At 47.2% G+C, this 22280-nt stretch carries 25 protein-coding genes, 1 tRNA gene and 1 riboswitch; of the genes, 12 read left to right on the top strand and 14 right to left on the bottom strand.

What is annotated here, in order from left to right:
• Positions 1 to 453 precede the first annotated feature (453 nt).
• Complete coding sequence (locus P5G61_RS04740) at positions 454 to 792, top strand: BLB8/JUQZ-1 family protein (RefSeq protein WP_301244971.1); 339 nt, start codon at positions 454 to 456, stop codon at positions 790 to 792.
• 261 nt (positions 793 to 1053) lie between these two features.
• Here the strand turns inward: P5G61_RS04740 and P5G61_RS04735 are convergent, their stop codons facing one another.
• The 6 genes from P5G61_RS04735 to P5G61_RS04710 all read right to left on the bottom strand — a co-directional run bounded on the left by P5G61_RS04735 (position 1054) and on the right by P5G61_RS04710 (position 5164).
• Entirely contained in the window at positions 1054 to 1437 is a 384-nt protein-coding gene (locus P5G61_RS04735) for a VOC family protein (RefSeq protein ID WP_301244969.1), read from the bottom strand.
• 945 nt (positions 1438 to 2382) lie between these two features.
• Positions 2383 to 3246, bottom strand: coding sequence for a DUF6612 family protein (locus P5G61_RS04730; protein ID WP_301244968.1), 864 nt, complete (start codon positions 3244 to 3246; stop codon positions 2383 to 2385).
• Between the two features lie 98 nt (positions 3247 to 3344).
• A complete protein-coding gene (locus tag P5G61_RS04725; protein ID WP_094938721.1) occupies positions 3345 to 3767 on the bottom strand; it encodes a thiol-disulfide oxidoreductase DCC family protein in 423 nt (140 codons plus the stop codon).
• Between the two features lie 150 nt (positions 3768 to 3917).
• On the bottom strand, positions 3918 to 4196 hold the full coding sequence (locus tag P5G61_RS04720; protein ID WP_024629327.1) for a hypothetical protein: 279 nt from the start codon (positions 4194 to 4196) through the stop codon (positions 3918 to 3920).
• Positions 4197 to 4294: 98 nt separating this feature from the next.
• Complete coding sequence (locus P5G61_RS04715; RefSeq protein ID WP_024629326.1) at positions 4295 to 4540, bottom strand: zinc ribbon domain-containing protein; 246 nt, start codon at positions 4538 to 4540, stop codon at positions 4295 to 4297.
• A 204-nt stretch (positions 4541 to 4744) separates the two neighbouring features.
• On the bottom strand, positions 4745 to 5164 hold the full coding sequence (locus P5G61_RS04710; protein WP_024629325.1) for an organic hydroperoxide resistance protein: 420 nt from the start codon (positions 5162 to 5164) through the stop codon (positions 4745 to 4747).
• 457 nt (positions 5165 to 5621) lie between these two features.
• Here P5G61_RS04710 and P5G61_RS04705 point away from each other — a divergent pair, with 457 nt between their 5' ends.
• Positions 5622 to 6917 carry an Nramp family divalent metal transporter gene (locus P5G61_RS04705; protein ID WP_301245252.1) on the top strand — a complete coding sequence of 432 codons (1296 nt, stop codon included), beginning with the start codon at positions 5622 to 5624 and terminating at the stop codon, positions 6915 to 6917.
• 162 nt (positions 6918 to 7079) lie between these two features.
• On the opposite strand, the gene P5G61_RS04700 is transcribed toward P5G61_RS04705, so the two are convergent.
• Both P5G61_RS04700 and P5G61_RS04695 read right to left on the bottom strand, forming a co-directional pair.
• Complete coding sequence (locus P5G61_RS04700; protein WP_301244962.1) at positions 7080 to 7763, bottom strand: HAD family hydrolase; 684 nt, start codon at positions 7761 to 7763, stop codon at positions 7080 to 7082.
• Between the two features lie 172 nt (positions 7764 to 7935).
• Positions 7936 to 8331 (bottom strand): HAD family hydrolase, encoded by a 396-nt coding sequence (locus P5G61_RS04695; protein ID WP_024629322.1) that lies wholly within the window; start codon positions 8329 to 8331, stop codon positions 7936 to 7938.
• Between the two features lie 119 nt (positions 8332 to 8450).
• Positions 8451 to 8627: riboswitch (cyclic di-AMP (ydaO/yuaA leader) on the bottom strand.
• A gap of 367 nt (positions 8628 to 8994) precedes the next feature.
• Between P5G61_RS04695 and P5G61_RS04690 the strand changes: the two genes are divergently transcribed.
• The gene (locus P5G61_RS04690; RefSeq protein ID WP_301244957.1) at positions 8995 to 9471 is read left to right on the top strand and encodes a glutathione peroxidase; all 477 of its coding nucleotides are present in this window, start codon (positions 8995 to 8997) and stop codon (positions 9469 to 9471) included.
• 149 nt (positions 9472 to 9620) lie between these two features.
• Here P5G61_RS04690 and P5G61_RS04685 read toward each other — a convergent pair.
• Positions 9621 to 9703 (bottom strand) — tRNA-Leu (locus P5G61_RS04685).
• Between the two features lie 421 nt (positions 9704 to 10124).
• Between P5G61_RS04685 and P5G61_RS04680 the strand changes: the two genes are divergently transcribed.
• The 3 genes from P5G61_RS04680 to P5G61_RS04670 all read left to right on the top strand — a co-directional run bounded on the left by P5G61_RS04680 (position 10125) and on the right by P5G61_RS04670 (position 11989).
• Positions 10125 to 10826 (top strand): urease accessory protein UreF, encoded by a 702-nt coding sequence (locus tag P5G61_RS04680; protein WP_301244955.1) that lies wholly within the window; start codon positions 10125 to 10127, stop codon positions 10824 to 10826.
• Positions 10827 to 11103: 277 nt separating this feature from the next.
• The gene (locus tag P5G61_RS04675; RefSeq protein ID WP_079350817.1) at positions 11104 to 11307 is read left to right on the top strand and encodes a Rha family transcriptional regulator; all 204 of its coding nucleotides are present in this window, start codon (positions 11104 to 11106) and stop codon (positions 11305 to 11307) included.
• Between the two features lie 28 nt (positions 11308 to 11335).
• A complete protein-coding gene (locus P5G61_RS04670; RefSeq protein ID WP_301244953.1) occupies positions 11336 to 11989 on the top strand; it encodes a nitrogen regulation protein NR(II) in 654 nt (217 codons plus the stop codon).
• Between the two features lie 25 nt (positions 11990 to 12014).
• Here the strand turns inward: P5G61_RS04670 and urtE are convergent, their stop codons facing one another.
• The 5 genes from urtE to urtA all read right to left on the bottom strand — a co-directional run bounded on the left by urtE (position 12015) and on the right by urtA (position 16882).
• Positions 12015 to 12710 (bottom strand): urea ABC transporter ATP-binding subunit UrtE, encoded by a 696-nt coding sequence (urtE, locus tag P5G61_RS04665; protein ID WP_301244951.1) that lies wholly within the window; start codon positions 12708 to 12710, stop codon positions 12015 to 12017.
• On the bottom strand, positions 12688 to 13497 hold the full coding sequence (urtD, locus tag P5G61_RS04660; RefSeq protein ID WP_301244949.1) for an urea ABC transporter ATP-binding protein UrtD: 810 nt from the start codon (positions 13495 to 13497) through the stop codon (positions 12688 to 12690). Before urtD ends, urtE begins: the two co-directional genes overlap by 23 nt.
• A complete protein-coding gene (urtC, locus tag P5G61_RS04655; RefSeq protein ID WP_435874037.1) occupies positions 13460 to 14551 on the bottom strand; it encodes an urea ABC transporter permease subunit UrtC in 1092 nt (363 codons plus the stop codon). The genes urtD and urtC overlap by 38 nt, the downstream gene beginning before the upstream one ends.
• Before the next feature lie 21 nt (positions 14552 to 14572).
• Positions 14573 to 15478 carry an urea ABC transporter permease subunit UrtB gene (urtB, locus tag P5G61_RS04650; RefSeq protein ID WP_301244947.1) on the bottom strand — a complete coding sequence of 302 codons (906 nt, stop codon included), beginning with the start codon at positions 15476 to 15478 and terminating at the stop codon, positions 14573 to 14575.
• Between the two features lie 153 nt (positions 15479 to 15631).
• Positions 15632 to 16882, bottom strand: a complete 1251-nt coding sequence (gene urtA / locus P5G61_RS04645; RefSeq protein WP_301244945.1) for an urea ABC transporter substrate-binding protein — start codon at positions 16880 to 16882, stop codon at positions 15632 to 15634.
• 260 nt (positions 16883 to 17142) lie between these two features.
• Between urtA and P5G61_RS04640 the strand changes: the two genes are divergently transcribed.
• The 6 genes from P5G61_RS04640 (at position 17143) to P5G61_RS04615 (ending at position 22215) form a co-directional block, all read left to right on the top strand.
• Positions 17143 to 17445, top strand: coding sequence for an urease subunit gamma (locus tag P5G61_RS04640; protein WP_024629311.1), 303 nt, complete (start codon positions 17143 to 17145; stop codon positions 17443 to 17445).
• 18 nt (positions 17446 to 17463) lie between these two features.
• Positions 17464 to 17853 (top strand): urease subunit beta, encoded by a 390-nt coding sequence (locus P5G61_RS04635; protein ID WP_301244941.1) that lies wholly within the window; start codon positions 17464 to 17466, stop codon positions 17851 to 17853.
• On the top strand, positions 17850 to 19568 hold the full coding sequence (gene ureC / locus P5G61_RS04630) for an urease subunit alpha (RefSeq protein WP_301244939.1): 1719 nt from the start codon (positions 17850 to 17852) through the stop codon (positions 19566 to 19568). The genes P5G61_RS04635 and ureC overlap by 4 nt, the downstream gene beginning before the upstream one ends.
• A gap of 307 nt (positions 19569 to 19875) precedes the next feature.
• Positions 19876 to 20574 (top strand): urease accessory protein UreF, encoded by a 699-nt coding sequence (locus P5G61_RS04625; protein ID WP_301244937.1) that lies wholly within the window; start codon positions 19876 to 19878, stop codon positions 20572 to 20574.
• Between the two features lie 38 nt (positions 20575 to 20612).
• A complete protein-coding gene (gene ureG / locus P5G61_RS04620; RefSeq protein ID WP_301244935.1) occupies positions 20613 to 21335 on the top strand; it encodes an urease accessory protein UreG in 723 nt (240 codons plus the stop codon).
• Positions 21307 to 22215, top strand: coding sequence for an urease accessory protein UreD (locus tag P5G61_RS04615; protein WP_301244933.1), 909 nt, complete (start codon positions 21307 to 21309; stop codon positions 22213 to 22215). The genes ureG and P5G61_RS04615 overlap by 29 nt, the downstream gene beginning before the upstream one ends.
• Positions 22216 to 22280: the final 65 nt, after the last annotated feature.

Genomic DNA, 22280 nt, shown 5'->3' with positions numbered 1-22280 from the left:
CACAAAAAAGCACCGTCCAATAACCGCAAAAATATGCAGTATATGGACGGTGCTTCCGTCACGTGCTATGAATGTATGGATAATATAGCATACAATTTCTGGAGGAGCAAGGGATTTATTCAAACGATAATGCTCTTACTCCTTATAGCTGTCATCCAGGTAACAATATCTTCTTTGTTGTATCACTTCCATGTCTTACGCCATGTTTGTCACTGCACATTCTATCGCTTATCCCTTTCGTAACGTTACACCACCGTATCTAATATTTTTATCAATTTGCTGAGAAAAAAATAAACTATTATTATCAGTATCACAAAATTGAGTATCTCAAAATTAATACTTGGTTCACATAATATTCATCCAATAAAAAACTTTATTTACCAAATTTAATTTACTTTTGGATAAATATTCTATATACTAGAGTAGTATTCCAAATATGAGAGGATGATAACGATGAAAAAGAAACTTATTACTGGTCTATTAACTGTCGTTGCTTGCTTCACTGTTGGATCTACATCTTTTGCGGCTAGCGCTTCTACACCAAGCCCTAGTACTACTCTTGCAGAAACTTCCAATGTAATCACTCTTGCAGATCAAATTTCTGTTCCTATTAGCTTAAGAGTTGGTGAGAGCATCACTGTAGCTGGATCTAATTTTTGGATTAGCGGAGATTATGGAGGCATTTATTTAAATCAACAAGGATTAATTATTGGTCTTTCTCCTGGTGTTTGTACAGTAGTTGGTTATTTGCCAAATGGTGATACTGTGCTCTATACAGTCACTGTACGATAAAACTTATACTTAGCCAGAGGGGATGTAACTCATCCCCTCTTTTCTATGATTATTATGTAATAATTCATTAACTTATTCTCATTTTCTTCGTGAAAAAAGCACCACCAAAAACCACATAAACATGCAGGTTATTGAAGGTACTTCAGTCAAGTTATATGAATATAAGAAATTAGTACATTTTTTGGATTCTTAAAGGTGGTTATTTGAAAAATTAGGATCTACCAACTCAAATACTCTCTTCCATTTTATTCGAAAATCCGATCAAGAATGATAGGGTGCATCAAACTCAATAATATTGCGGTCAGGATCAAGCACAAAAATCTGTGCAAACCCGGCAACACTATCTGGTCTTGCCTCATATTCAATTCCCTGCTGTTCCAGCCATGCCAAAGTCTCCTTGTAATTCTTCACCCAGATCGCAAAATGTCCATCCGTTGTATCGATGCCAGCCTCACGAAGCGTATGTCCCTGCGGGTGCTGTAACAGATGAAGCTGTTGATCACCAATGGTATACCATGTGCCTGTCGAGTTGAAAGGCGGACGTTCAATCTCCTGCATGCGGAGTAAACCGGAATAGAATTTCTTCGCAACCTCCAAATTACGTACAGCCAGACTCACGTGGTGTATATGTGCATATTCAATCATTTCTTCGACCTTCTTCCCTGAGATAGACTTCCTTCAGCTTCCTACCAACTCTAAATTCAATCGCTTACATGACTATTGTAGAAAATCCAAGTGCTTTCGCCAAGGAAAAAAGTTCAGGAAAAGTAAACAATAGAACAGCTAAGGACCTGCGTTCGAACAAATTAGCTGCGACAGCTATAATGAAAGCGTGACCACTTCTCCTGATTCCGGTGATTGTCGTGCAGCGAACCGAACGGCACGTAAGCATTGACATAGAGGCTTTCGCTAACAAGCTCTATGTGCTACGACCGATGTTGATTTAACTTCCGCGATCAAGTAGAAGCTCGAACAAATTTTTCTCAACATGCAGCACTGGAAATGACGATAGAAACAAGATAATCAGTCTTAACATCGCGCTCAACCAAAACCATGTGTGACCAGGGGGAGAGTGCTTCTGTCTGTCAGGACACAGCATATGGCATATTTAGGGACACGCAAGAATTCAGTTAACGGAAGTGATGCTCCTCTTGGATTCTTTCTTGATGCTATGACGCTTGCACACTTGCTCTCTAAGGGAACCCTCTCATTCCCAGTCCTCACCTTTGAAACAACGAATTTGGCAGCTTGATACGCTGCATAGAAGGCTTAAAAGAGATATGGGAGTTCGAGATGAAGCTTCGTCGCTCGATCAATCATATGCCACAAGCAAAATTACGCCTATAATACGCAATCTGTAGCCTATAAGCTTATCGCTTCCCATGTGGAAGCCGCTACTGCTCACCCTTTTGTTAATAATCTGACCACAACGCATACAAAAAAGAAAAACACCCCTGATAAAATCCGCCGAACCTGTCGGTTCACGCAAATTCATATCAAAGATGCCTTCTCCAGTAGATCCACCTCATGGCGGTTTTAACCAGGCTAACCTCTTGTCAGAGAGAATCCTCCCGCTTATCTCCACGCTTCTTATTTAGCACTATCCAATGCTTCTTGCGGGATCTTAATCTCTTCCACGCCGTTATGGTTCGAGAACGTGCTGGTCATTTTCATGTCCATCGAAATTTGCTGTCCCTCCTGCTCCATCTCCATCACCATGTTGACATCCGTACTTGCAGGCAGGTAGGTTTCTTTGTTAATCATATATTTCATTTTCATGCTGGTAATATTCATTTGATCAAGCATGGCTTGAGTCTGTGCATCCGATCCGTTTTGCTCCATGACTGCTTTGGCCAGCTCCTTCACGTTATCACCGGATACGTCAGCGTTAATGACGTAGTTGTCGCCTTCTTCCGTAATCTTGGTGTCCTCTGCAATCTTTTTGAATTGCTCCAGCTCACCTTCCGGATTCATGCTTGACTGCATTTGTTCAATCAATGGTTTCGTTTGATCGTCAGGAATTTTGACCCATTGCTCTCCCACCTGGGAATAAATATGATCCGAAGTGATATACTGCTTCACATTCTGCGCTTCCTGTCCGGACATTTCCATCTTCATCTCCTGATAGATCATCATTGGGTCCTTGATGATATCCATCTTCAGCAATGTTTTCACCTGTTGATCCTGGGATTGTTCGCCAGACACCAGCTTCAAATTTTGATCAATATTGGCTTCGGTAGTGAAGCTTTTCATGTCTTTCGTCGCTGCATTCGTTTCCTCAATTAACTCGTCCAATGTTGGGATCTTTGTCTCCTGCTCCGCAGTTGTATTGCCCTCGTTAGACGTTTCGTTGCCAGCTGGCGGCGTTGCTGTACTGTTATCTGCATCGCTTCCGCAAGCGGTCATGCTTACTGCTAATAATGCCCCAATAATTAATGTAGTCCACTTCTTCAAGTTATTTGCCCCCCATAATAGAATTGATCCGTACTCATTACCCAATTATTTCCGTTATTAATCAATCGCCCTGATACAATATGTTACACTTCAGTTATTCAAAGGAAACGCTCCTTCATTTCAGGTGTAGGCAGCATGCACGCTTCATCTTTACCGAACCAGCGATATCGGTTGCGAGCTACCGTATTATATACGGCATTGCGAATAAATTTCGGTATAATAATTAGCCCATACAATAATGGATAAGGGAATTTCAATCCTTTGGCCAGCCGCAGCGCTGCGGTGGAACGCGTATAATATTTCCCATCCTCAATGAGTACAAAAGTATCCATGCTGTCTGTGGACAAATTGCCCTTCTCCAGCAATGTTTTCGCTACATCCGATTGAAGTGATGCAAAATGATATTTCCCCTCCGGGTCACGCTTGATAATCCACTTCGTTAAGCCTTGGCAGAAATGACACACTCCGTCCACAAGCACAATCGGGTGTCCCTGATGCTGATCCGTTTGATTTGCAGTCATAATCGTGGCCTCCTCATAGTTGTGCTCTTCTCTTAGGGTAACTTACCCGTTTTTAGCCCTGTCGGACGTTTTTTTCAGATATTATGAATGGGCCGTGGAAAATAGAAAAAGAGCGCAGGCTTGTGCCCACGCTCGTATCTGTTTTGGCAATTACTCGGCAATTGCCTTTTCCATCCATTGGTCGTCGATCATCTGTTGATGAAGGTCACCAGCCCACTGGTCCATGCATTTGCAAATGAAATCTTTGCGACATACCGGACAAGGTGTTTTCTGTAGACGGCTGATATTGGTCAGCTTCCATTCCGGGGAATGGGAGTAGAATACACGGCATTGTGTACCGTCTACCAATTTCATTTTAAATTCATACAATCCGTCTTCCTTGTTGCCACTAGCTAGTTCTAAATTTGCAATACGCGGTCTATAAGACATGGATATCACCTGTTAATTCAAATTTGGTTCATGCAATGACACTTCTTAGTACTAAGTCATATTAAAGAAATTTTAGTTCGATGTCAACTCAAGCACATTTACCCGCCAAATAGAATATCAAGAATGGTACCCACCTGACCCTGTTTTTTCCCTTTTAACACATCCGGATCGAATACTTCAACATATCCACAGGAAGAACAGGCGACGAAGAGATAATGATTGTGCTGAATGTCGAACATTTTGCTAAGTCCAGCTCCTGACATGGATACTTCCTTAATATTGCAGTCCGTCCCCCTGCATTTGGTACATACAAATCGTCGTTCTATCATCTCTTCAATACTCAATATTGTTCCCCCCTCATTCGAATGTATGACATCAAGCAAGAGTAGATTATGTAAAATAGTACGCTGTCCGCCATGCATTTTCCTGCATTTCAACGGGTATACAATACAAAACCCTGCCGATGGCCAGCAGGGTCTTGTAATCGAACGTCAGGTATCCAAAGATACCCTGCTCTATATGTTCCCTTTACTCCTAGGAGTCAGGTCTTAAACTACATTAAGTACCACATCAATATTGCCGCGAGTTGCTTTGGAGTAAGGACAGAAATCATGTGCCTTGCGCGCCAGATCTTCGGCTTGACTGTGATCCACACCAGGCATGCTCACATCCAAGCGTACCGACAACTGAAAACCGTCATCCGCAGGGTCTTTGCCAATGGAGACATTGCTGGTTACCACCACATTCTCCAACTTCACGCCTGCTTTGCGCGCCACATTAGCGAGGGCACTCTCATAACATGCACCGTATCCAGCTGCAAAGAGCTGTTCAGGGTTGGTTCCTTCACCACCAGGGCCTCCAAGCTCTTTTGGCATTTTCAGATCATGCTTGAGCACACCATCCGAAGAAGCAACCGAACCTGTACGTCCACCTTTGACTGTCGCTGTTGCTGTATATAAAGCTTCCATTAAGAATCTCTCCTTCGCCTTCAAATTTTTTTACTGCCTATTATTCAATTTAAACTTCTGACTTATTTTGAAACGCATGTTGTTCCTTATTCAGCTTTTACATCTTTATCATTTTCATGCACGTGAGATGCACATTGGTTATTTATTGAGGGTTGGGTAATATACTAAGGCACAACTCACTCTCCGGTAAATCTTGTCCTTCTACACAAAAGTTGCACTAGACAAAAATAATTGAAGGAGTACAATGTAAGTATCAACATAAACGTTTAGACATATCGAAAGTAGTTTAATTACGTTTTTGATTTTGATTTCATTTTGATTTCAATGTTCAAATTTAATCAATGGAACGACACCGTTCCTCTTCATATAGAATATCAATACTTCAAAGTCGGGTGATTATATTATGAGTAAAAAGAATCCGTTCAACACTCCTTCCAATGAACCATTGGCTGCGGGTATGGCCCCATCTCTCGGGGAAGCCCACAGCTCCATGAAGGTGCCTCAGAACGCTGCTTGGTGGAAAAAATTCCTTGCTTTTGTTGGACCGGGTTACCTGGTTGCCGTTGGATATATGGATCCCGGGAACTGGGCAACTGATATTGCAGGTGGTTCACAATTTGGCTATACCTTATTATCCGTTATTTTAATTTCGAACCTGATGGCTGTTGTGTTACAGTCTCTCGCTGGCAAGCTCGGGATTGTCACAGGACGGGATTTGGCGCAAGCCTGCCGCGAACGATTCAGCATGCCTGTCGTGATGGTGTTATGGATATTGTGTGAGCTTGCGATTGCAGCCACCGACCTTGCGGAGGTTATTGGTTCAGCCATCGCACTCAAGCTGCTATTCAACATTCCCATGTTATATGGCGTCATTATTACCGCAGTCGATGTACTTGTCATTCTTTTGCTGCAAAATAAAGGCTTCCGTGCACTGGAATCCCTCGTCATTGTGCTGATGGCTACCATCGCCCTCTGTTTCGGGATCGACCTGTTTCTCGCCAAACCGGATATGGGTGGCGTCATGCACGGCTTTGTACCAAGTGTCGAGATTTTGCAAAATCCAGCCATGCTCTACATCGCCATCGGCATTATTGGCGCAACCGTGATGCCCCATAACCTGTATCTGCATTCTTCCATCGTACAGACCCGTCAGATTGAAAAGACACCTCAGGGTAAAAAAGAAGCGATTCTGTATTCCACTATGGATTCAACCATCGCTTTAACGCTGGCCCTGTTCATCAATGCAGCCATCCTAATTGTTTCAGCTGCCGTGTTCCATAGTGCAGGTATGACCCAGGTCGCGGAAATTACGGATGCTTACCATCTGCTGACACCTTTGCTGGGAACCACCATAGCCAGCATCCTGTTCGGTGTAGCCCTACTGGCTTCAGGCCAGAACTCAACACTCACAGGCACGCTGTCCGGACAGATTGTAATGGAAGGCTTCCTGAACATTCGTATTCCGGCGTGGCTTCGTCGACTGGTAACACGTCTGATCGCGATCATCCCGGCGGTCATCGTAACAGCCATTGCCGGAGAGCACGGAACAGAGGAACTGTTGATTCTGAGCCAGGTTGTGCTGTCCCTGCAGCTACCCTTTGCCGTCATTCCGCTGATCATGTTTACGAGTGACAAAAAAAGCATGGGGGATTTTGCTAACAAGCTTTGGCTCAAAATCACCTCCTGGATCATTGCCGGAGTTATTGTTGTCCTGAATGTGTATCTGATCATCCAGACCATTATGCTGTTCTAAGCTAATTGAAACGAATCCGTATTTTGTCTAACTCAAAAAGGCTGATCAACTCAAGTACCGTTCCCTTGAGACGATCAGCCTTTTATATGTTTTAGCAGAACCTAATCCAACCTGATCCATACCGATTAGATTAGCTCTTAAATACCGCTTTTAGTTTATTTATCAATTTTGAGTTACCATCAGCAAGGGAAGTAGCTCATCCAGTGATTCAACCGTCCAGTCCGGACGCTCTGCATCTGCTAGCTCCGGCTGGAACCTGCCATACCCCTGCAAAATTCGGATCGTGTGCATACCCAGCTTCTTAGCCGGAATAATATCATTATCAATCCGATCGCCGATCATGACCGCTTCCTCCGGTTTACATCCCGCCTGTTTCAGAGCTACAGCATACAATTCAGGATCAGGCTTGGACACTCCTTCTTCAGCGGAACAGGCCAGCACATCCACATACTTGCGTAAGCCGTAGCTTTCCAGACGATTTTCCGTTCCCGGGCTCTGATTGGCAATGATGCCAATCTTATAGTGCTGCGACAACGTCTGGAGAACAGCGTCGGCTGACGCGAAGGGGCGCTCAAGCTCTTTGCGGAACTTTAGCTTCTCCTGTATCTGTTCCCGGTGCCCTTCATCGCTAATAAGGGTACGAATAGCCAATTTCATCGGCCATTGCTCGTAATTTCGGTAGGAAGCGGCAAATAGTTCTCGTACCGTCTGCATTTCCACCTGGTAACCCAGTGCGCAAGCTTCACGAACGAACTGACCGATAATATCATCCACCGGCTCCCATTCGTCCACGAGCGTATCCCCCACATCAAAGAACAACCATTGTATTCCACGTACATCCGGCACGCCTATTCCTCCTCGTTAGCCACAGGAAATTCATTTCCCCATTACCCAAACCATAAAAAAGAAGACTCACCATCACGCATGAGTCTCCTCAAGATTCCGTTTATTTATGATTTCAATTATAACAGGCAGCTTACATCGGATCAATCACAGGAATAGCACTAGACACTAGATACTAACCATTAAGCAAAAACCCAACTTCCCCATTCAAGGAATATACAATACGGTCTGCACCCATTCCCCGATAAATCCCTTTGGGATGGCTCTGTTCTGTAATGACACACAGGGACTTGGATGTCCAGGAGCGGCAGATCTGCAAATATCGGCAGGTCAGGTTTAAGCTATTTTCAAAAATAAAAACATTGCCAACACTGCCTTGCGGCAAAAACCATTTCTGAGCTGCAGCCGTGTTCATGCGAATGACATGCTCCACACCGATTCTCCGGAGCCTGCGCTCTTCCCCTGCACTGTTGGTCAGAACGGCAAACGGCATTTTTTTGTACATCAGCAATTTGATAAATTTACGTCCTGCTTCATTTGGAGCAGTCACTAAGATCATCTCTTTATCCATCATTTGTTCCTCCCTTGGCGTGAAAAGACAACAAAAAAGAAGCGTGGGGGACCAAGGCCTCCCGGACGCTTCTTAATAATCCATAGCAAAAAGACACTATGAACCAGCGTACGGCTTGTTGCCTCTCCCTTCTAACGCTTACGAGGTTAGCTGACGGATTCGGACGCGAGAGTCGCCCTATTTCCGGCTGTCACCGGAAAATTCACCCCATGGATGCCCACTGTCCTGGACAGTTCATCCTGTTGGTTCCCCCGTTTCCCACCCATGAATGAATGGAAACTCAGCGATTAAAACATCGTTCCTTTATCATCATTAATCAGAGCGATATTATCGTTTGTTTCGTTTTTCATGTAAAATTTAATTTAAATTGGAATTACGATATGAATCATACACCCGTGCCATATCGGTGTAAAGTCTGCGCAGATCACCGAATCGACGGATTTTTGCCATTTCCCATCAATAATAACGCTTACAACACATCCATTCTCTACCCATCTCTTTAAAGCTCTCTAATTCTCTCTTTAGCGAAATTCAGGTAGCAAAACATTCACAGTTCATACACGAGAGGTCCAAATGGGGTTAAAAAAACAATATTAATTTTGCAATATTTAATTGCAATCAATATAATAGAAGATAGAAGAATATGAAATGGAGGCGATTTTCATGTCAGTCTACGACTACAAAGTAAACACCCTTCGCGGTCAGGAAGTTGAGATGTCCAACTATCGTGACAAAGTATTGCTTATCGTGAATACAGCAAGCCAATGCGGCCTTACACCTCAATTCAAAGGTCTGCAAGAACTCCAGGACAAGTTTAAAGACTCCCCATTTGAAGTTCTTGGTTTTCCAAGCAACCAGTTTGCACAGGAAAAAGGCTCTTCTGATGATATTGCCGAGTTCTGCCAGATGAACTATGGTATCAGCTTCCCGATGTTTGAGAAGATCGATGTGAATGGTTCAAGCGCTCATCCTCTATTTCAGCATCTTACCAAAGAAGCACCCGGCGTACTCGGCTCCAAAGCCATCAAATGGAACTTCACCAAATTCCTTGTGGATCAGAACGGACGTGTTCTGAAACGGTATGCTCCCAAAACAACACCTGATAAAATTGAAGCAGACATCAAAGAATTGCTCAAATAAGAAGTAGAGGTCATCCGAACCGGCAGGCAGAGTGAACATGTATTGAGGGAAACCGGGTGACCCTTTTTTGTCTGGACTCATCTTTACTGTAAAAAAACATAAAAAAGAAGCTCCCCGTACGGGAAGCTTCTTTTTAATCGTTCTTATGATGCGGTCGAGAGGACTCGAACCTCCACGGGTATACACCCACTACCCCCTCAAGATAGCGTGTCTGCCATTCCACCACGACCGCATGTCGTAAATAATCGGCAACAGAATTGATTATACCCGCTTCAGGTTTAAATGTAAAGCATTTTTAATATTATCATTTCAACTGCGCTTTCCCTTCCAAAAATCGTATAATCTCGTCATTTTCTCCTATAAAGCACATATGATTAAAATTGATCCCGTTTTTATATCCGAGCAGGCTGATCACTCTTCTTCCTTTATAAGGAACAATTACTCCATTCACCTTTTACAATATAACTTTAAATGTTATATAAATTAACACAAACAAGATTTTTAAATTTAAAAGCAAGAAACTATTGACAAAAAGCGGATATTTATGTGAATATATATATCATATAATTCGGATTTACGAACAGAAAACGAACTAAAACGGAGTATAAATGTTATTTTACATGACATTTAACGAACGTAGGAGGCGAAAGATTGTGAACCGTGGGAATAAGCTGCTCGATTACGTCAAACTGCTTGATTCCTCTATCCAGGTCGGAGGGTTCACCCATTCCTTCGGTATGGAAACGCATATCGTTGAAGGAACCATTCGCAGTGCTGAAGATCTAGAATCATTCATGCGCTGTCAATTGCACCCCAGTATCGTGCGTCTGGAAGGTATGGCGATTAAAGGCATATACACCGCCACAGATCATAATGACGCGTGGCGTACAGCCCTTATCGACAAACTCGTTCATGTCCAGCGCACCCCAGTAAGTCTCAGAGAACATGCCTCTACAATGGGCAAACGACTGATTAAGCTGGCTCGTGCACTCCACCCCTGGATTGATTTTAGCGAGCTTGAACAAACTCTGGCTAAGTATGAATCCGTTGGCTGCCTTTCCACTGTTCACGCCTGGATTAACCACCACCTCGAAATCCCTGTCGAGGAGGCAGTCCTTGGTTATCTGTATTCAGCCATGAGTGCCTGCATAACCGAAGCCTCCAAAGTGATTCCCCTCACTCCCGATACAACCCAGGAGCTGTTGGTTCGCCTGGCCGCAGACCTGGAGCATGAATGGCATACCGTCAGCGCCTCCGCTGCGGATGGACTGGTACAACCAACCTCAATGTCCATGAAAACGTTGTTCCCCAGCTTCCATATGCTTGGAGCAGGACTTCACGCCTACAGGGCCTGATCTTTATCCCCTTCGCCTCCATACAACTCACCTCCTCATACAGTAAAACATGAAAAACACGCCGCAACCTCATTGCTGGCGTGTTTTTTATGTCATTTATTTTGTCTATTTAACGTAATTACGCCATTTAACACATTAAAATACACTTATTTCCGTCTTTTTTAATTGTTAGATGACGCAAATACGTATATAATAAAATTATACAGCTCGCATATCTATATATTCTACATCAAGTATAACCGGCTGAATACTACATTCCACTGAGGGGTGAACCCTTTTGAACAAAAAGAAACCTGTGACTCCTTTCGGATGGGCCATCAAACGAAGACTAACCGAACTCCAGGTCGACCAAAAGACATTTTGCGAACAGTACAACATCCCGCCATACCGTCTGTCCAATCTCATCCACGGCACACGCAAAGCAACCCGGTTCAGGAACCAGGTCGCCGACATTTTGGATATTCCAGATGATTTAAGATAAGATTTTCTGCCAAGGAGGAGCTCATTTCATGAGGTACTTAATATCCGATCTGGAGAGATTATCGTTCCAGTCCATGCAACACCAGCTCATCATCGTTGACCACAACTGGATCATCCGCAGCTGCAACACAGCTTGGCAACAAGGACTCGGGCAACTGCTTCCCAAACCGGGCGTATCCGGCCACTCCAGCACCATACCCGAAACATCTTATTACCTTCGTTTAATAGAGGGGTGGACATTACGCGAGGAACAAGCAAAGAATGCGAAGATCGTTCAGGAGTTGAAAAGTATCACTGCACCTTTTAAAGACAGTCATACATATGACATCTCCGTTCAAACTATCCACAACGAACAACGGTGGTTCCGTCTCGAACTCACCCCATTGATTCAGGCCGACCCATCCCTGCTGTCTGATCTCGCACTGATTGCGCACACGGATGTTACCGAACAGAAACAGACAGAACGCCAATTGAAGAAAGCTCTGTCCGAAGTGCGCACGTTGCGTGGTCTGCTTCCCATTTGTGCTGTCTGCAAACAGATTAAGGATGAACAGGACAGCTGGAATTCAGTTGAAAGTTATCTGGAGAAGCATACTCATGCCGAATTCACCCATGATATCTGCCCAGATTGCATCCGAAGACTATATCCGAAGTACTCCAACATTCTGGACAAGCACGCCTGAACTTTCCCTACACCACGAACCTTAGCTACACAGACAGATGGTGCTCAAACTGCGACATATCCAGTTCCCGCGGTGTTCCTTGCAGTGCAATTGCCCCTTTGTCCATTACATAGATATAATCTGCAGCACCGCGTACAAAATCAATGCTTTGCTCTACCAGCAAGATGGAGATCTCACCCTTTGCTTTAATTTGCAAAATAACCTGCCGGATATCCTCTACGATGGAAGGCTGGATGCCTTCTGTTGGCTCATCCAGAAGCAACAGACCAGGCCTTGAAGCCAGCGCGCGGGCAAAGGCCAACTGCTGCTGCTGCCCGCCACTCAGATCACCACCCTGCCGTCCATACATTGTGGCAAGCACCGGAAACATGGCCAGCACATCCTCCGGGAACGTCTTCACTCCTGAGCTGCTTGTCTCCAGACCTAGCAACAGATTTTCTTTTACCGTAAGCTGCGGAAAGATTTCCCGTCCCTGCGGCACATATCCAATTCCCGCCCTGGCCCGCCTGGCCGGGTCGTGGGTGGATAGTTCCTGACCTTTCCACTGAATACTTCCCTTCCGCGTTTTAAGAAGACCCATCAATGTTTTCATCAAGGTGGATTTCCCTACACCATTTCGCCCCATCAGGCATACCACCTGACCCGGCCGGACATCCAGATTTACGCCGCGCAGCACATTGCTTTCCCCATAACCAGATTCAATTCGTTGCAGCGACAGCATGGTCATCCCTCCTTTTGCCCAGATACACCTCAGCCACTCTCGGATCTTCCTGCACTTCCGCCATCGTACCTTCCTTTAGCAGCTTGCCTTCATGCATCACCGTCACTTTGGCTGCATACTCGCGTACAAACTCCATATCATGCTCCACCACCACAACAGACCGATCTCGTGCAATCTCCTGCAATAGGCGTCCCGTCTTATGTGTCTCTTCATCCGTCATTCCCGCTGCTGGTTCATCCAGTAGCAATACACGGGGTTCCTGCAGCAGCAGCATGCCAATCTCGAGCCACTGCTTCTCCCCATGGGATAAGGCCCCTGCACGTGCATCCACACGGTCCTGCAAACCAATTTGGTGCGTAATCCGCTCCATCGCAGGACTTATTTTCGAATACCGCTGAATACCTAGAGCTTGTAAAGGAGAACGACGAGTTTCCGCAGCCAACGTCAGGTTCTCCTGCACGGTCAGACCCCCAAAGATGGATGGAGCCTGGAACTTGCGCCCTACCCCTTTCCGAACAATCTGGTGTTCCTTCAGACGTGTCAGATCCGCGCCATCCTCCATCTTCACCGTACCGGACAAGGGCTTGGTTTTACCGCAAATGACATCCAGCATTGTCGTTTTCCCCGCACCATTGGGGCCGATCAGAAAATGCAGATCATGTTCGTACAGCTTCAGATTCATGCCTTTGACCGCAACAAAACCGCCAAATGCCACCGTAATTTCCTCGGCGACCAGCACTACCGGAACGTCAGTAGACTTTTGGTTTTTCCTGACCGACTGGAACATGCACAACCTCTCCTCTCCGTTTCAGCAAGCGCACTACATGACGGTATACACCAACCAGCCCATTGGGCATGAACAGGACCACTGTAACAAAGAGTCCTCCGATGACAAACAACCAACCTTCCGGATAAGCTTCACTGATACCCGTTTTGGCAGCGTTGAGCACCACAGCTCCGATTACCGCACCAATCAGCGTCCCCCGACCGCCCAAAGCAACCCATAACACCATCTCAATGGAAGGCACGATTCCCATCATGGAAGGCGAGATGATCCCTACCTGGAGCACAAATAACATACCGGCAATTCCCGCAAGCGCTCCGGAAAGGGCGAAGGCTAGCGTTTTGAAACCTGCCGGGTCATATCCAAGAAAGCGAACCCGATTCTCCCCATCCCGCGCAGCTTCAAGCACCTGACCGAACCTGCTGTTCACCACCCGGCGACAAAGCAGATAAGCGAGCACCAGGACGGCAAGCGTTATATAGTAGAGAGCAATCGTTGTCCCTGCCGAATGAAGGGTAAAACCAAAGATGGCGTTATATCCCGTTATACCGTTGGTCCCTCCCGTCCATTCCTGTTTGCCAACGAATAACGTCACTGTAATGAGGACTAAAGCTTGGGTCAGGATTGTAAAATACACACCGGTGATCCGGTTACGGAACGTGAACCACCCCAGAGCAAAGGCTAGTAATGCCGGAAGTGCAATGCCCAGCAATAGCGCCACCGGAAATGACCTGAACGGTTCCCAGAACCACGGCAGACCGCTAAGACCACTCCATCCCATAAAGTCCGGAAGTGTTGTACCACTGGCCTGCAGCTTCAGATACATCGCCATGGCGTACCCGCCAAGTCCGAAGAATACACCATGCCCCAGACTAAGCACCCCTCCATATCCCCAGATCAGATCCAGACCGATTGCCAGAATGGCCAGGGCCAGGAATTTCGCCAACAAGCTAAGCCGGAATTCCGTGGAAATAAGCGGAGCCAGACACATCATGATCAGGACAACGGCCCAGATGATCTTCATTTTCAGACTACCCGTCTTGAGAAGTGCAGACATTACATAACCCCCTTTTTCGCATTAATCCAGACTCCGGGTCCGTATGGCAACGAGCCCGCGCGGCTTCCATTGGAGAAAAGCTACTATACAGACAAATACCAACACCTTGCCGATGGAGGCGGAGGTATACGTTTCGAATAACGTATTGAACATACCAATTCCGAGCGCACCACACACGGTCCCCACCAGTTTCCCGACACCACCCAGCACAACCACCATGAATGCATCCACGATATAATACGTACCCAGTGAGGGGCCAATCGGGCCAATGAGCGTCAAGGCACATCCAGCGATCCCGGCAATGCCCGAACCAATGGCAAAGGTCATGCCATCCACTCGTCTGGTGGAAATCCCAAGACAGCCCGCCATACTTCGATTCTGCATCACCGCCCTCATCCGTCTCCCGGAAGAAGTCCGATAAATGTACAAGTACATACACAACAACACAATCGCAACCAGCGCGATAATGAAAAGACGTTTATACGGGAACACAATGCCGTCCGCGATGGTCAGACCTCCGTTGAGCCAAGCCGGACTGGATACCCCTACATTCGGTGCCCCAAATATCGTTCGGGCCAATTGTTGCAGCATCATACCTACGCCCCATGTCGCAAGCAGACTGTCGAGCGGCCTCCCATATAGATGCCTGATCAGCACCACTTCCAGCAACCAGCCTATAAGAGCCGCCACACCAAAGGCGATAGGCAAAGCTACAATAAAGTAGACATCAAACCACGCTGGCGGAGCATACGAAATGAACAGGTTCTGCGTCACATACGTAGCGTAAGCGCCGATCATGATCAATTCACCATGAGCCATGTTAATGACATTCATCAGCCCAAACGTAACTGCGAGCCCTAAAGCAATCAGCAGCAGGATGGAACTGATGCTTAACCCATTGAACAGTTGCAGGACAAACATATCCATCGCCTTTCCCTCCTCATGCTGTGAACATCTGAATTCAAAATGAGTACAAGACACCATTTCCATTCCACATCAACGCTTTACCGTAATGTTGTATGAGGGTGTGTTGTCTCACCCTCGTCGGTTATTCAGCAGTTTTGACGTGAGATGCCTTTGCTATTTGTTACTAAGGGAAGCACCCCATTCGTACGTTTTCAGATACGGATCAGGTTTGACTGGAGCGCCCGAGTTCCACAACTCCTTGAACTGTCCATCTTCCTGCACTTCGCCTATCCGCACCGTTTTGTAGATATGCTGGTTCTCTCCATCCACCGTCACTTTTCCTTCCGGCGCATCAAATTCCAAACCTTTGGCGGCCTCCTTCACCTTTTCAACATCGGTTGATCCGGCTTTCTCCACAGCTGCTTTCCACAGATACACCGCCACATATCCCGCTTCAATCGGATCGGCCGTCACCCGATCACCTCCATATTTTTCTTTATATTTCTCTACAAATGTTTTATTTTCAGGAGTATCTGTTGTCTGATAATAGTTCCATGAAGCCAGATGCCCTTTCAACACATCCGCACCAATCCCCCGGATTTCTTCCTCCGCCACACTCACTGACAGAGTGGTCAACTGCTCCGAAGAGATCCCGGCATCCTTCAATTGTTTGAAAAAGGCGACATTGCTGTCCCCGTTCAGCGTGTTGTACACAATATCCGGCTTGGCAGCCTTGATTTTGCTGATAATCGTACTGTAATCCGTATGCCCCAGCGGTGTATATTCTTCACCTACCACTTTGCCACCTTCAGCTGCCAGCTGGGCTTTGATCACCTGATTGGCCGTTTTCGGGAACACATAATCTGAACCCAGCAGGTAGAACTTCTTGCCCCTGTTCTCCAGCAACCAGGTTACAGACGGTACGATCTGTTGATTCGTTGTGGCACCTGTATAAAAAATGTTGGGTGATGATTCCAATCCTTCATATTGCACCGGGTAAAACAACAGACCCTTGTTCTGTTCAAACACCGGAAGCATGGCTTTCCTACTCGCAGAGGTCCATCCGCCAAATACAGCGGCTACTTTATCCTGCTGCAGCAGCTTCCCTGCTTTCTCCGCAAATGTAGGCCAATCGGAAGCGCCGTCCTCAACCACAGGCTCGATCTGTTTACCCAGAACTCCGCCCGCTGCATTGATCTCTTCAATGGCAAGCATCTCCGCATCCTTAACCGACACTTCACTGATCGCCATCGTTCCACTCAGGGAGTGAAGAACACCTACTTTAATCGTATCTCCGGACGAAGCAGGTTCTCCCGTTCCACCGGAACCCGATGCCTCAGGCGGCGCGCCACCTTCCACACATCCCGTCAATGCAATGACTGCACCGAGCAAAACACTCCATAACTTGACCGACCTCTTCTTCAATAGCCTACACTCCCTTTTTTTAGTCTATTGACGAACATTAAGGTCATATATGCCCGAAATGTTCGTTGATCCAAATTATGGAGGGTCACACTCTCCGTGTCAATAATGCTTACACAATTTTATTTCTTGCATACTCGTTTCATGCATACTGCTAATATAATTAGAACCATATTGACAAAGGGTCCACCCTGTGTGAGTATATTTAACATATAACATGATCCATGACGATATAGACTATCTAAAGGAAAGGTCGGATTGCCTTGCACTGGACTGAACAGGAAAAAGAAAAACTCCTGATTACCGTGGCCGCTAACCTCGCTCGCGAACGCAGAGGACGCGGACTTAAACTGAATGTTCCCGAAGCAATCGCATTATTGACCTCCGAACTCATGGAACGCGCACGCGATGGCATGAGTGTTGCGGAGTTGATGAGATACGGCGGCACGATCCTGACACGTGAAGATTGCATGGATGGTGTGCCCGATATGATCCCTGAGGTACAGGTGGAAGCCACTTTTCCTGACGGAACAAAACTGGTCACGGTCCATGAACCTATACGCTGAGAAAGGCAGGAGAACTCCATGATCCCTGGTGAATATCGCTTAAAACAGGATGATGAGATCGTCTGTCATCCCGATCGCTCAACCGTGCGTCTGATTGTACTGAACCGTGGCGACCGTCCCGTTCAGGTCGGTTCTCACGTTCACTTCTATGAAGTCAATGCTGCGTTGGACTTCGATCGCCCTTCTGCTTTCGGCCACCGCCTGCATATTCCAGCAGGCACTGCTGTCCGTTTTGAACCCGGTGAAGAAAAACCGGTCGAACTCACCACATTTGGCGGCAGACGTCAGATTTATGGATTTAACGGATTAACCGAAGGATCGGCAGATCAGCCACCTGATCCACAGAAACTGGAAACATTTCTGAAGGCCTTCGCGCCCCCTGTGCAGAACGGAGGGGACCCTTTATGAAACGAATGAGCCGGGAACAATACGCGTCCATGTTCGGGCCGACGACCGGGGATGCCGTCAGATTGGCAGATACGGAACTATGGGCAGAGATCGAGCATGATTATGCGGTCTATGGGGATGAAAGCAAATTCGGCGGAGGCAAGGTGATTCGTGATGGAATGGGTCAGTCCACATCTGCCCTTCGCAGTGATGGTACGCCTGATACAGTCATCACCAACGCCGTCATCATCGATCATTGGGGGATTGTAAAAGCAGACATCGGCATCCGCGATGGCCTCATCTGTGCAATCGGCAAATCCGGCAATCCGGATACGATGGACGGAGTCGATCCTGCACTGGTCATTGGCGCTTCAACTGAAATCATTGCCGGGGAAGGCATGATTGTGACCGCTGGAGGCATTGATACCCATATTCATTTTATCTGTCCTCAACAGATTCAAACGGCATTATCTTCAGGAGTAACAACCATGATCGGCGGCGGCACAGGACCTGCAACCGGCACCAAAGCGACCACTTGTACACCCGGAGCCTGGCATATCCACCGCATGCTGGAGTCAGCAGAAGCATTTCCCATGAATATCGGTTATCTCGGTAAAGGCAACAGTTCCAGCACCGCTCCATTAATTGAACAGATTGAAGCCGGTGTCATTGGACTGAAGCTGCATGAGGATTGGGGCACAACGCCAAGTGCTATAGATGCCTGTCTGACCGCAGCGGGAGAGCATGATGTTCAGGTAGCCATTCATACCGATACGCTGAACGAGACAGGATTTCTCGAAAATACACTGGCGGCCATTAACGGACGCACGATCCATACCTACCATACGGAAGGTGCTGGTGGCGGACACGCGCCAGATATTATTCGCGCTGCCGGAGAGTCTTACGTCATCCCCTCTTCAACCAATCCAACACGTCCTTACACTCGCAATACCGTAGAAGAACATCTCGATATGTTGATGGTTTGTCACCATCTGGACCCGTCCATCCCTGAGGATGTTGCCTTTGCTGATTCACGGATTCGTCCCGAAACAATCGCGGCCGAAGACATTTTGCATGATCTTGGTGTATTCAGCATCATCAGTTCCGATTCGCAGGCGATGGGCCGGGTTGGCGAAGTCATAATTCGCACCTGGCAAACAGCCGACAAGATGAAAAAGCAGCGAGGCAAGCTTGAACTGACCTCTGGCTCCCCTTCCGATAACGATCGGATCAAAAGGTATGTTGCCAAATATACGATCAATCCGGCAATTGCTCACGGTATAGGTCATCTCGTCGGTTCCGTAGAGGTAGGCAAGCTCGCAGACCTGATCGTCTGGAACCCGGCCTATTTTGGTGTTAAACCCGAGATGGTCATCAAGGGCGGCATGATCACCTTTGCCCAGATGGGTGACCCCAACGCTTCGATCCCTACGCCGCAGCCCGTATTCGGTAGACCAATGTTCGGTGCCTACGGCGGCGCAATTGCCAAAGGGTCGATCACTTTTGTCTCCCAAGCCGCAGCAGATGCAGGAATCAAGGAGGCATTGAGCTTGAACAAACGCGTAGAACCTGTCAAAGGCTGCCGCTCCGTGAGCAAAAAGGACATGATTCATAACGACGTCACACCCGTCATCGAAGTCGATCCCGAAACCTATGAGGTTCGGGCCGATGGTGAACTTCTCACCTGTGAACCTGCGGATGAATTGCCGATGGCTCAACGCTATTTCATGTTTTGACATCTAATATAAAAAAGCAAAATATAAGTTGAACTGTTCCATTTACACTTGATCACTCCGCTGGCAGAACAACCTTCCGATCGCTGTTATCCCCAGATTTCTTTGACCCCCTTTTGAAAGGGAGAAATCTTGTGATAGCGTATGCTTTCGACGTAGCTTTCTTTCAGAAATCTTTTAGGCGAGCGCTACGCTTCTCCAGGTTTTTTCTGCCCTCTACGTTCTCGGGTAAACCGCTTGTTCATCTTATATTTTTTAAAAATTTATATTAGATTTGGATTGTAATTTAAACACATAAGAGGGGACACGCATGATGATGCACAGCGGCACGAAGTTGCTCCGTTATGTTCAACTGTTGGATTCGGCCCTGCCCATTGGCGGGTTCTCCCATTCGTTCGGTCTGGAGGCATATACGCATGACGGCAGGATACGGAACACCGCTCAGCTCGAACACTTCATTCGTGGTCAGCTTCATTCCAGCCTTGTACGACTCGATGGTCTCGCCATCAAAGGCGTCTATCAGGCCATTGAGCAACAGGATGCCGCCCTTTTAGCCCTTTATGACAAACGTGTACACGCCCAGCGGACCCCCAGGGAGCTGCGGGAAAGCGGACACAAGATGGGAAAGCGATTACTCAAGCTCGCGAGGTCACTTTACCCATGGATGGATTTCACACTAATTGATGAAGCCATAAAGGATCACGGTGCCTTTTGCGGCATCACAACGATTCATGGCTACATCAACTATCAACTGGAAATCGGACTGGACGAAGCCGTCACCGGTCATCTGTACACCTCTGTTAACGCTTATGTCAATAGCGCCCTGCGCCTTCTACCCATCGGGCAAACCGAGGCACAGATGCTTATTCAGAAACTTTTGAACGATATTGATTCAGAATGGTCTCAAATCCGGGATAACGACCCGGAAGATATGCACAGCTTCGGTATTGCCCAGGAAATCTATGCCATGAGGCATGAGAGTCTGCCAGCCCGTCTGTTCATGTCCTGACTATATTAATTTAATTCAAAACCAAGGAGGAATTTGTTATGTGTGGAGGAGCTAATCATACGCATCATGCAGGATGGGAACGTAAGGTATTTGATCGGAGTCGCCCGATGCGAATCGGAATCGGCGGGCCGGTAGGTTCAGGAAAAACAGCCCTGGTGGAGAAGCTGTCCAAGGCATTGCGCACACGCTACAGCCTGGCCGTTATTACCAATGATATTTACACGAAAGAGGATGCCGAGATTTTGCTGCGTCAGAACGCACTCGCACCCGAACGCATTATCGGTGTAGAAACTGGGGGATGCCCGCATACCGCTATTCGAGAGGATGCCTCAATGAATTTTGAAGCCGTTGATGAATTGATTGAACGTTTCCCGGACCTGCAGCTCATCTTTATCGAAAGTGGCGGCGACAATCTCTCTGCCGCATTCAGCCCGGAACTGGCGGACGTTTTCATTTACATTATTGATGTGGCTCAGGGTGAAAAACTGCCTCGCAAAGGCGGTCCGGGTATTACACGTTCAGACCTGCTGCTGATTAACAAGACCGACCTCGCTCCTTACGTTGGCGCAAGTCTGCAAGTCATGAAAAATGATACCGAGCGGGTACGTGAAGGACGGCCTTATGTGATGTCAAACCTAATGAGCGGCGAAGGGGTATCCGAGATCGTACACTGGCTTGAACATCAATATATGGATGACGATGCTTCCGCTGCGCATCTGCATACACACACCCATGAACACGGCACGACCCACAGCCATTAATTCACCTCCCCCTTTACATGATGGAGTTGAATTTGGACTGAACCGCAGAGCTGGAGAGGCCGTGATACGCCGCAGCGAGCTCAGGGCCTCATTTGCCCTCCAAGGCGGGCGCACCGTCATGACTGATCGGTATTATAGCGCCCCTCTCCGGTTCAGTCGATCCTTTCGACCTCCGGGTGGCGGAGATGAATTATGTATATACACTTCAGACGTCTCTCCAGGCGTGCTGAACGGTGATCATTATCGATCCGAGTGGCAGTTGTGCCAGAACACTCACGTAATGCTAAGCAGCACATCAGCCACGAGGCTTCATCCCACACCTACTGTTCCGTCATCTGTGAACCATCACTTCCGACTGGAACAAGGAGCGGTGCTGGAGTACTTTCCTGAATGTGTTATTCCGTTTAAAGGCAGCTCATCCTCACTCACCACGACCTTCGAGCTGGGTGAACAAGCAGTACTTGCGTATGCGGATATCTGGTCCGCTGGGCGAATTCATCGAGGGGAAGCCTTTCAGTTCAAGCGATATCGTAGTCTGACAGAAATCTGGCAAGGGAAGCAATTGGCCGTCTGGGATCGCTTTGGGCTCGAACCAGAATCCGATGATCCGAAATCATCCGCAGCGTTGTTAGACTACACCCACACTGCGGCTTTATGGATGATTGCCCCTGGTTTGGGTGCAGCACAGCTGGAGTCCGTAAGGTCCATTCTTCCCCCTGATGGTCGCATGCTTGCCGGGGCCAGCTTGCTCGCTACAGGCGGGATTGGTGTTCGTTTGCTCGGAATGGCAGCCTGGGAACTTCAGGAGCAGTGCCTACAAATTTGGAACACTCTTCGACCCGATCTTTTGGGCAAAGAAATGCTGGCTTTCCGCAAATAACGGTTTTAATTCGGTCCGACGAGCCATTCGAAAACTCATAATGTGCACTGTTCTAAAAAACCAAA

It is taken from the genome of Paenibacillus vandeheii (assembly GCF_030433635.1).
In the GTDB taxonomy this organism is placed as follows: domain Bacteria; phylum Bacillota; class Bacilli; order Paenibacillales; family Paenibacillaceae; genus Paenibacillus; species Paenibacillus vandeheii.
The sequence above is the reverse complement of the archived record's forward strand: the minus strand, read 5'-3'. Positions and strand labels throughout refer to the sequence as shown.

Coding starts and splice junctions, on each gene's coding strand:
- urtD (WP_301244949.1), bottom strand. CDS start 13,497: ATGTTCCAGTCGGTCAGGAAAAACCAAAAGTCTACTGACGTTCCGGTA.
- urtC (WP_435874037.1), bottom strand. CDS start 14,551: ATGTCTGCACTTCTCAAGACGGGTAGTCTGAAAATGAAGATCATCTGG.
- ureC (WP_301244939.1), top strand. CDS start 17,850: ATGAAACGAATGAGCCGGGAACAATACGCGTCCATGTTCGGGCCGACG.
- urtE (WP_301244951.1), bottom strand. CDS start 12,710: ATGCTGTCGCTGCAACGAATTGAATCTGGTTATGGGGAAAGCAATGTG.
- urtB (WP_301244947.1), bottom strand. CDS start 15,478: ATGGATATGTTTGTCCTGCAACTGTTCAATGGGTTAAGCATCAGTTCC.
- P5G61_RS04635 (WP_301244941.1), top strand. CDS start 17,464: ATGATCCCTGGTGAATATCGCTTAAAACAGGATGATGAGATCGTCTGT.
- P5G61_RS04710 (WP_024629325.1), bottom strand. CDS start 5,164: ATGGAAGCTTTATATACAGCAACAGCGACAGTCAAAGGTGGACGTACA.
- P5G61_RS04615 (WP_301244933.1), top strand. CDS start 21,307: ATGAACACGGCACGACCCACAGCCATTAATTCACCTCCCCCTTTACAT.
- P5G61_RS04690 (WP_301244957.1), top strand. CDS start 8,995: ATGTCAGTCTACGACTACAAAGTAAACACCCTTCGCGGTCAGGAAGTT.
- P5G61_RS04705 (WP_301245252.1), top strand. CDS start 5,622: ATGGCCCCATCTCTCGGGGAAGCCCACAGCTCCATGAAGGTGCCTCAG.
- P5G61_RS04740 (WP_301244971.1), top strand. CDS start 454: ATGAAAAAGAAACTTATTACTGGTCTATTAACTGTCGTTGCTTGCTTC.
- P5G61_RS04670 (WP_301244953.1), top strand. CDS start 11,336: ATGAGGTACTTAATATCCGATCTGGAGAGATTATCGTTCCAGTCCATG.
- P5G61_RS04725 (WP_094938721.1), bottom strand. CDS start 3,767: ATGACTGCAAATCAAACGGATCAGCATCAGGGACACCCGATTGTGCTT.
- P5G61_RS04625 (WP_301244937.1), top strand. CDS start 19,876: ATGATGATGCACAGCGGCACGAAGTTGCTCCGTTATGTTCAACTGTTG.
- P5G61_RS04735 (WP_301244969.1), bottom strand. CDS start 1,437: ATGATTGAATATGCACATATACACCACGTGAGTCTGGCTGTACGTAAT.
- P5G61_RS04720 (WP_024629327.1), bottom strand. CDS start 4,196: ATGTCTTATAGACCGCGTATTGCAAATTTAGAACTAGCTAGTGGCAAC.
- ureG (WP_301244935.1), top strand. CDS start 20,613: ATGTGTGGAGGAGCTAATCATACGCATCATGCAGGATGGGAACGTAAG.
- P5G61_RS04695 (WP_024629322.1), bottom strand. CDS start 8,331: ATGGATAAAGAGATGATCTTAGTGACTGCTCCAAATGAAGCAGGACGT.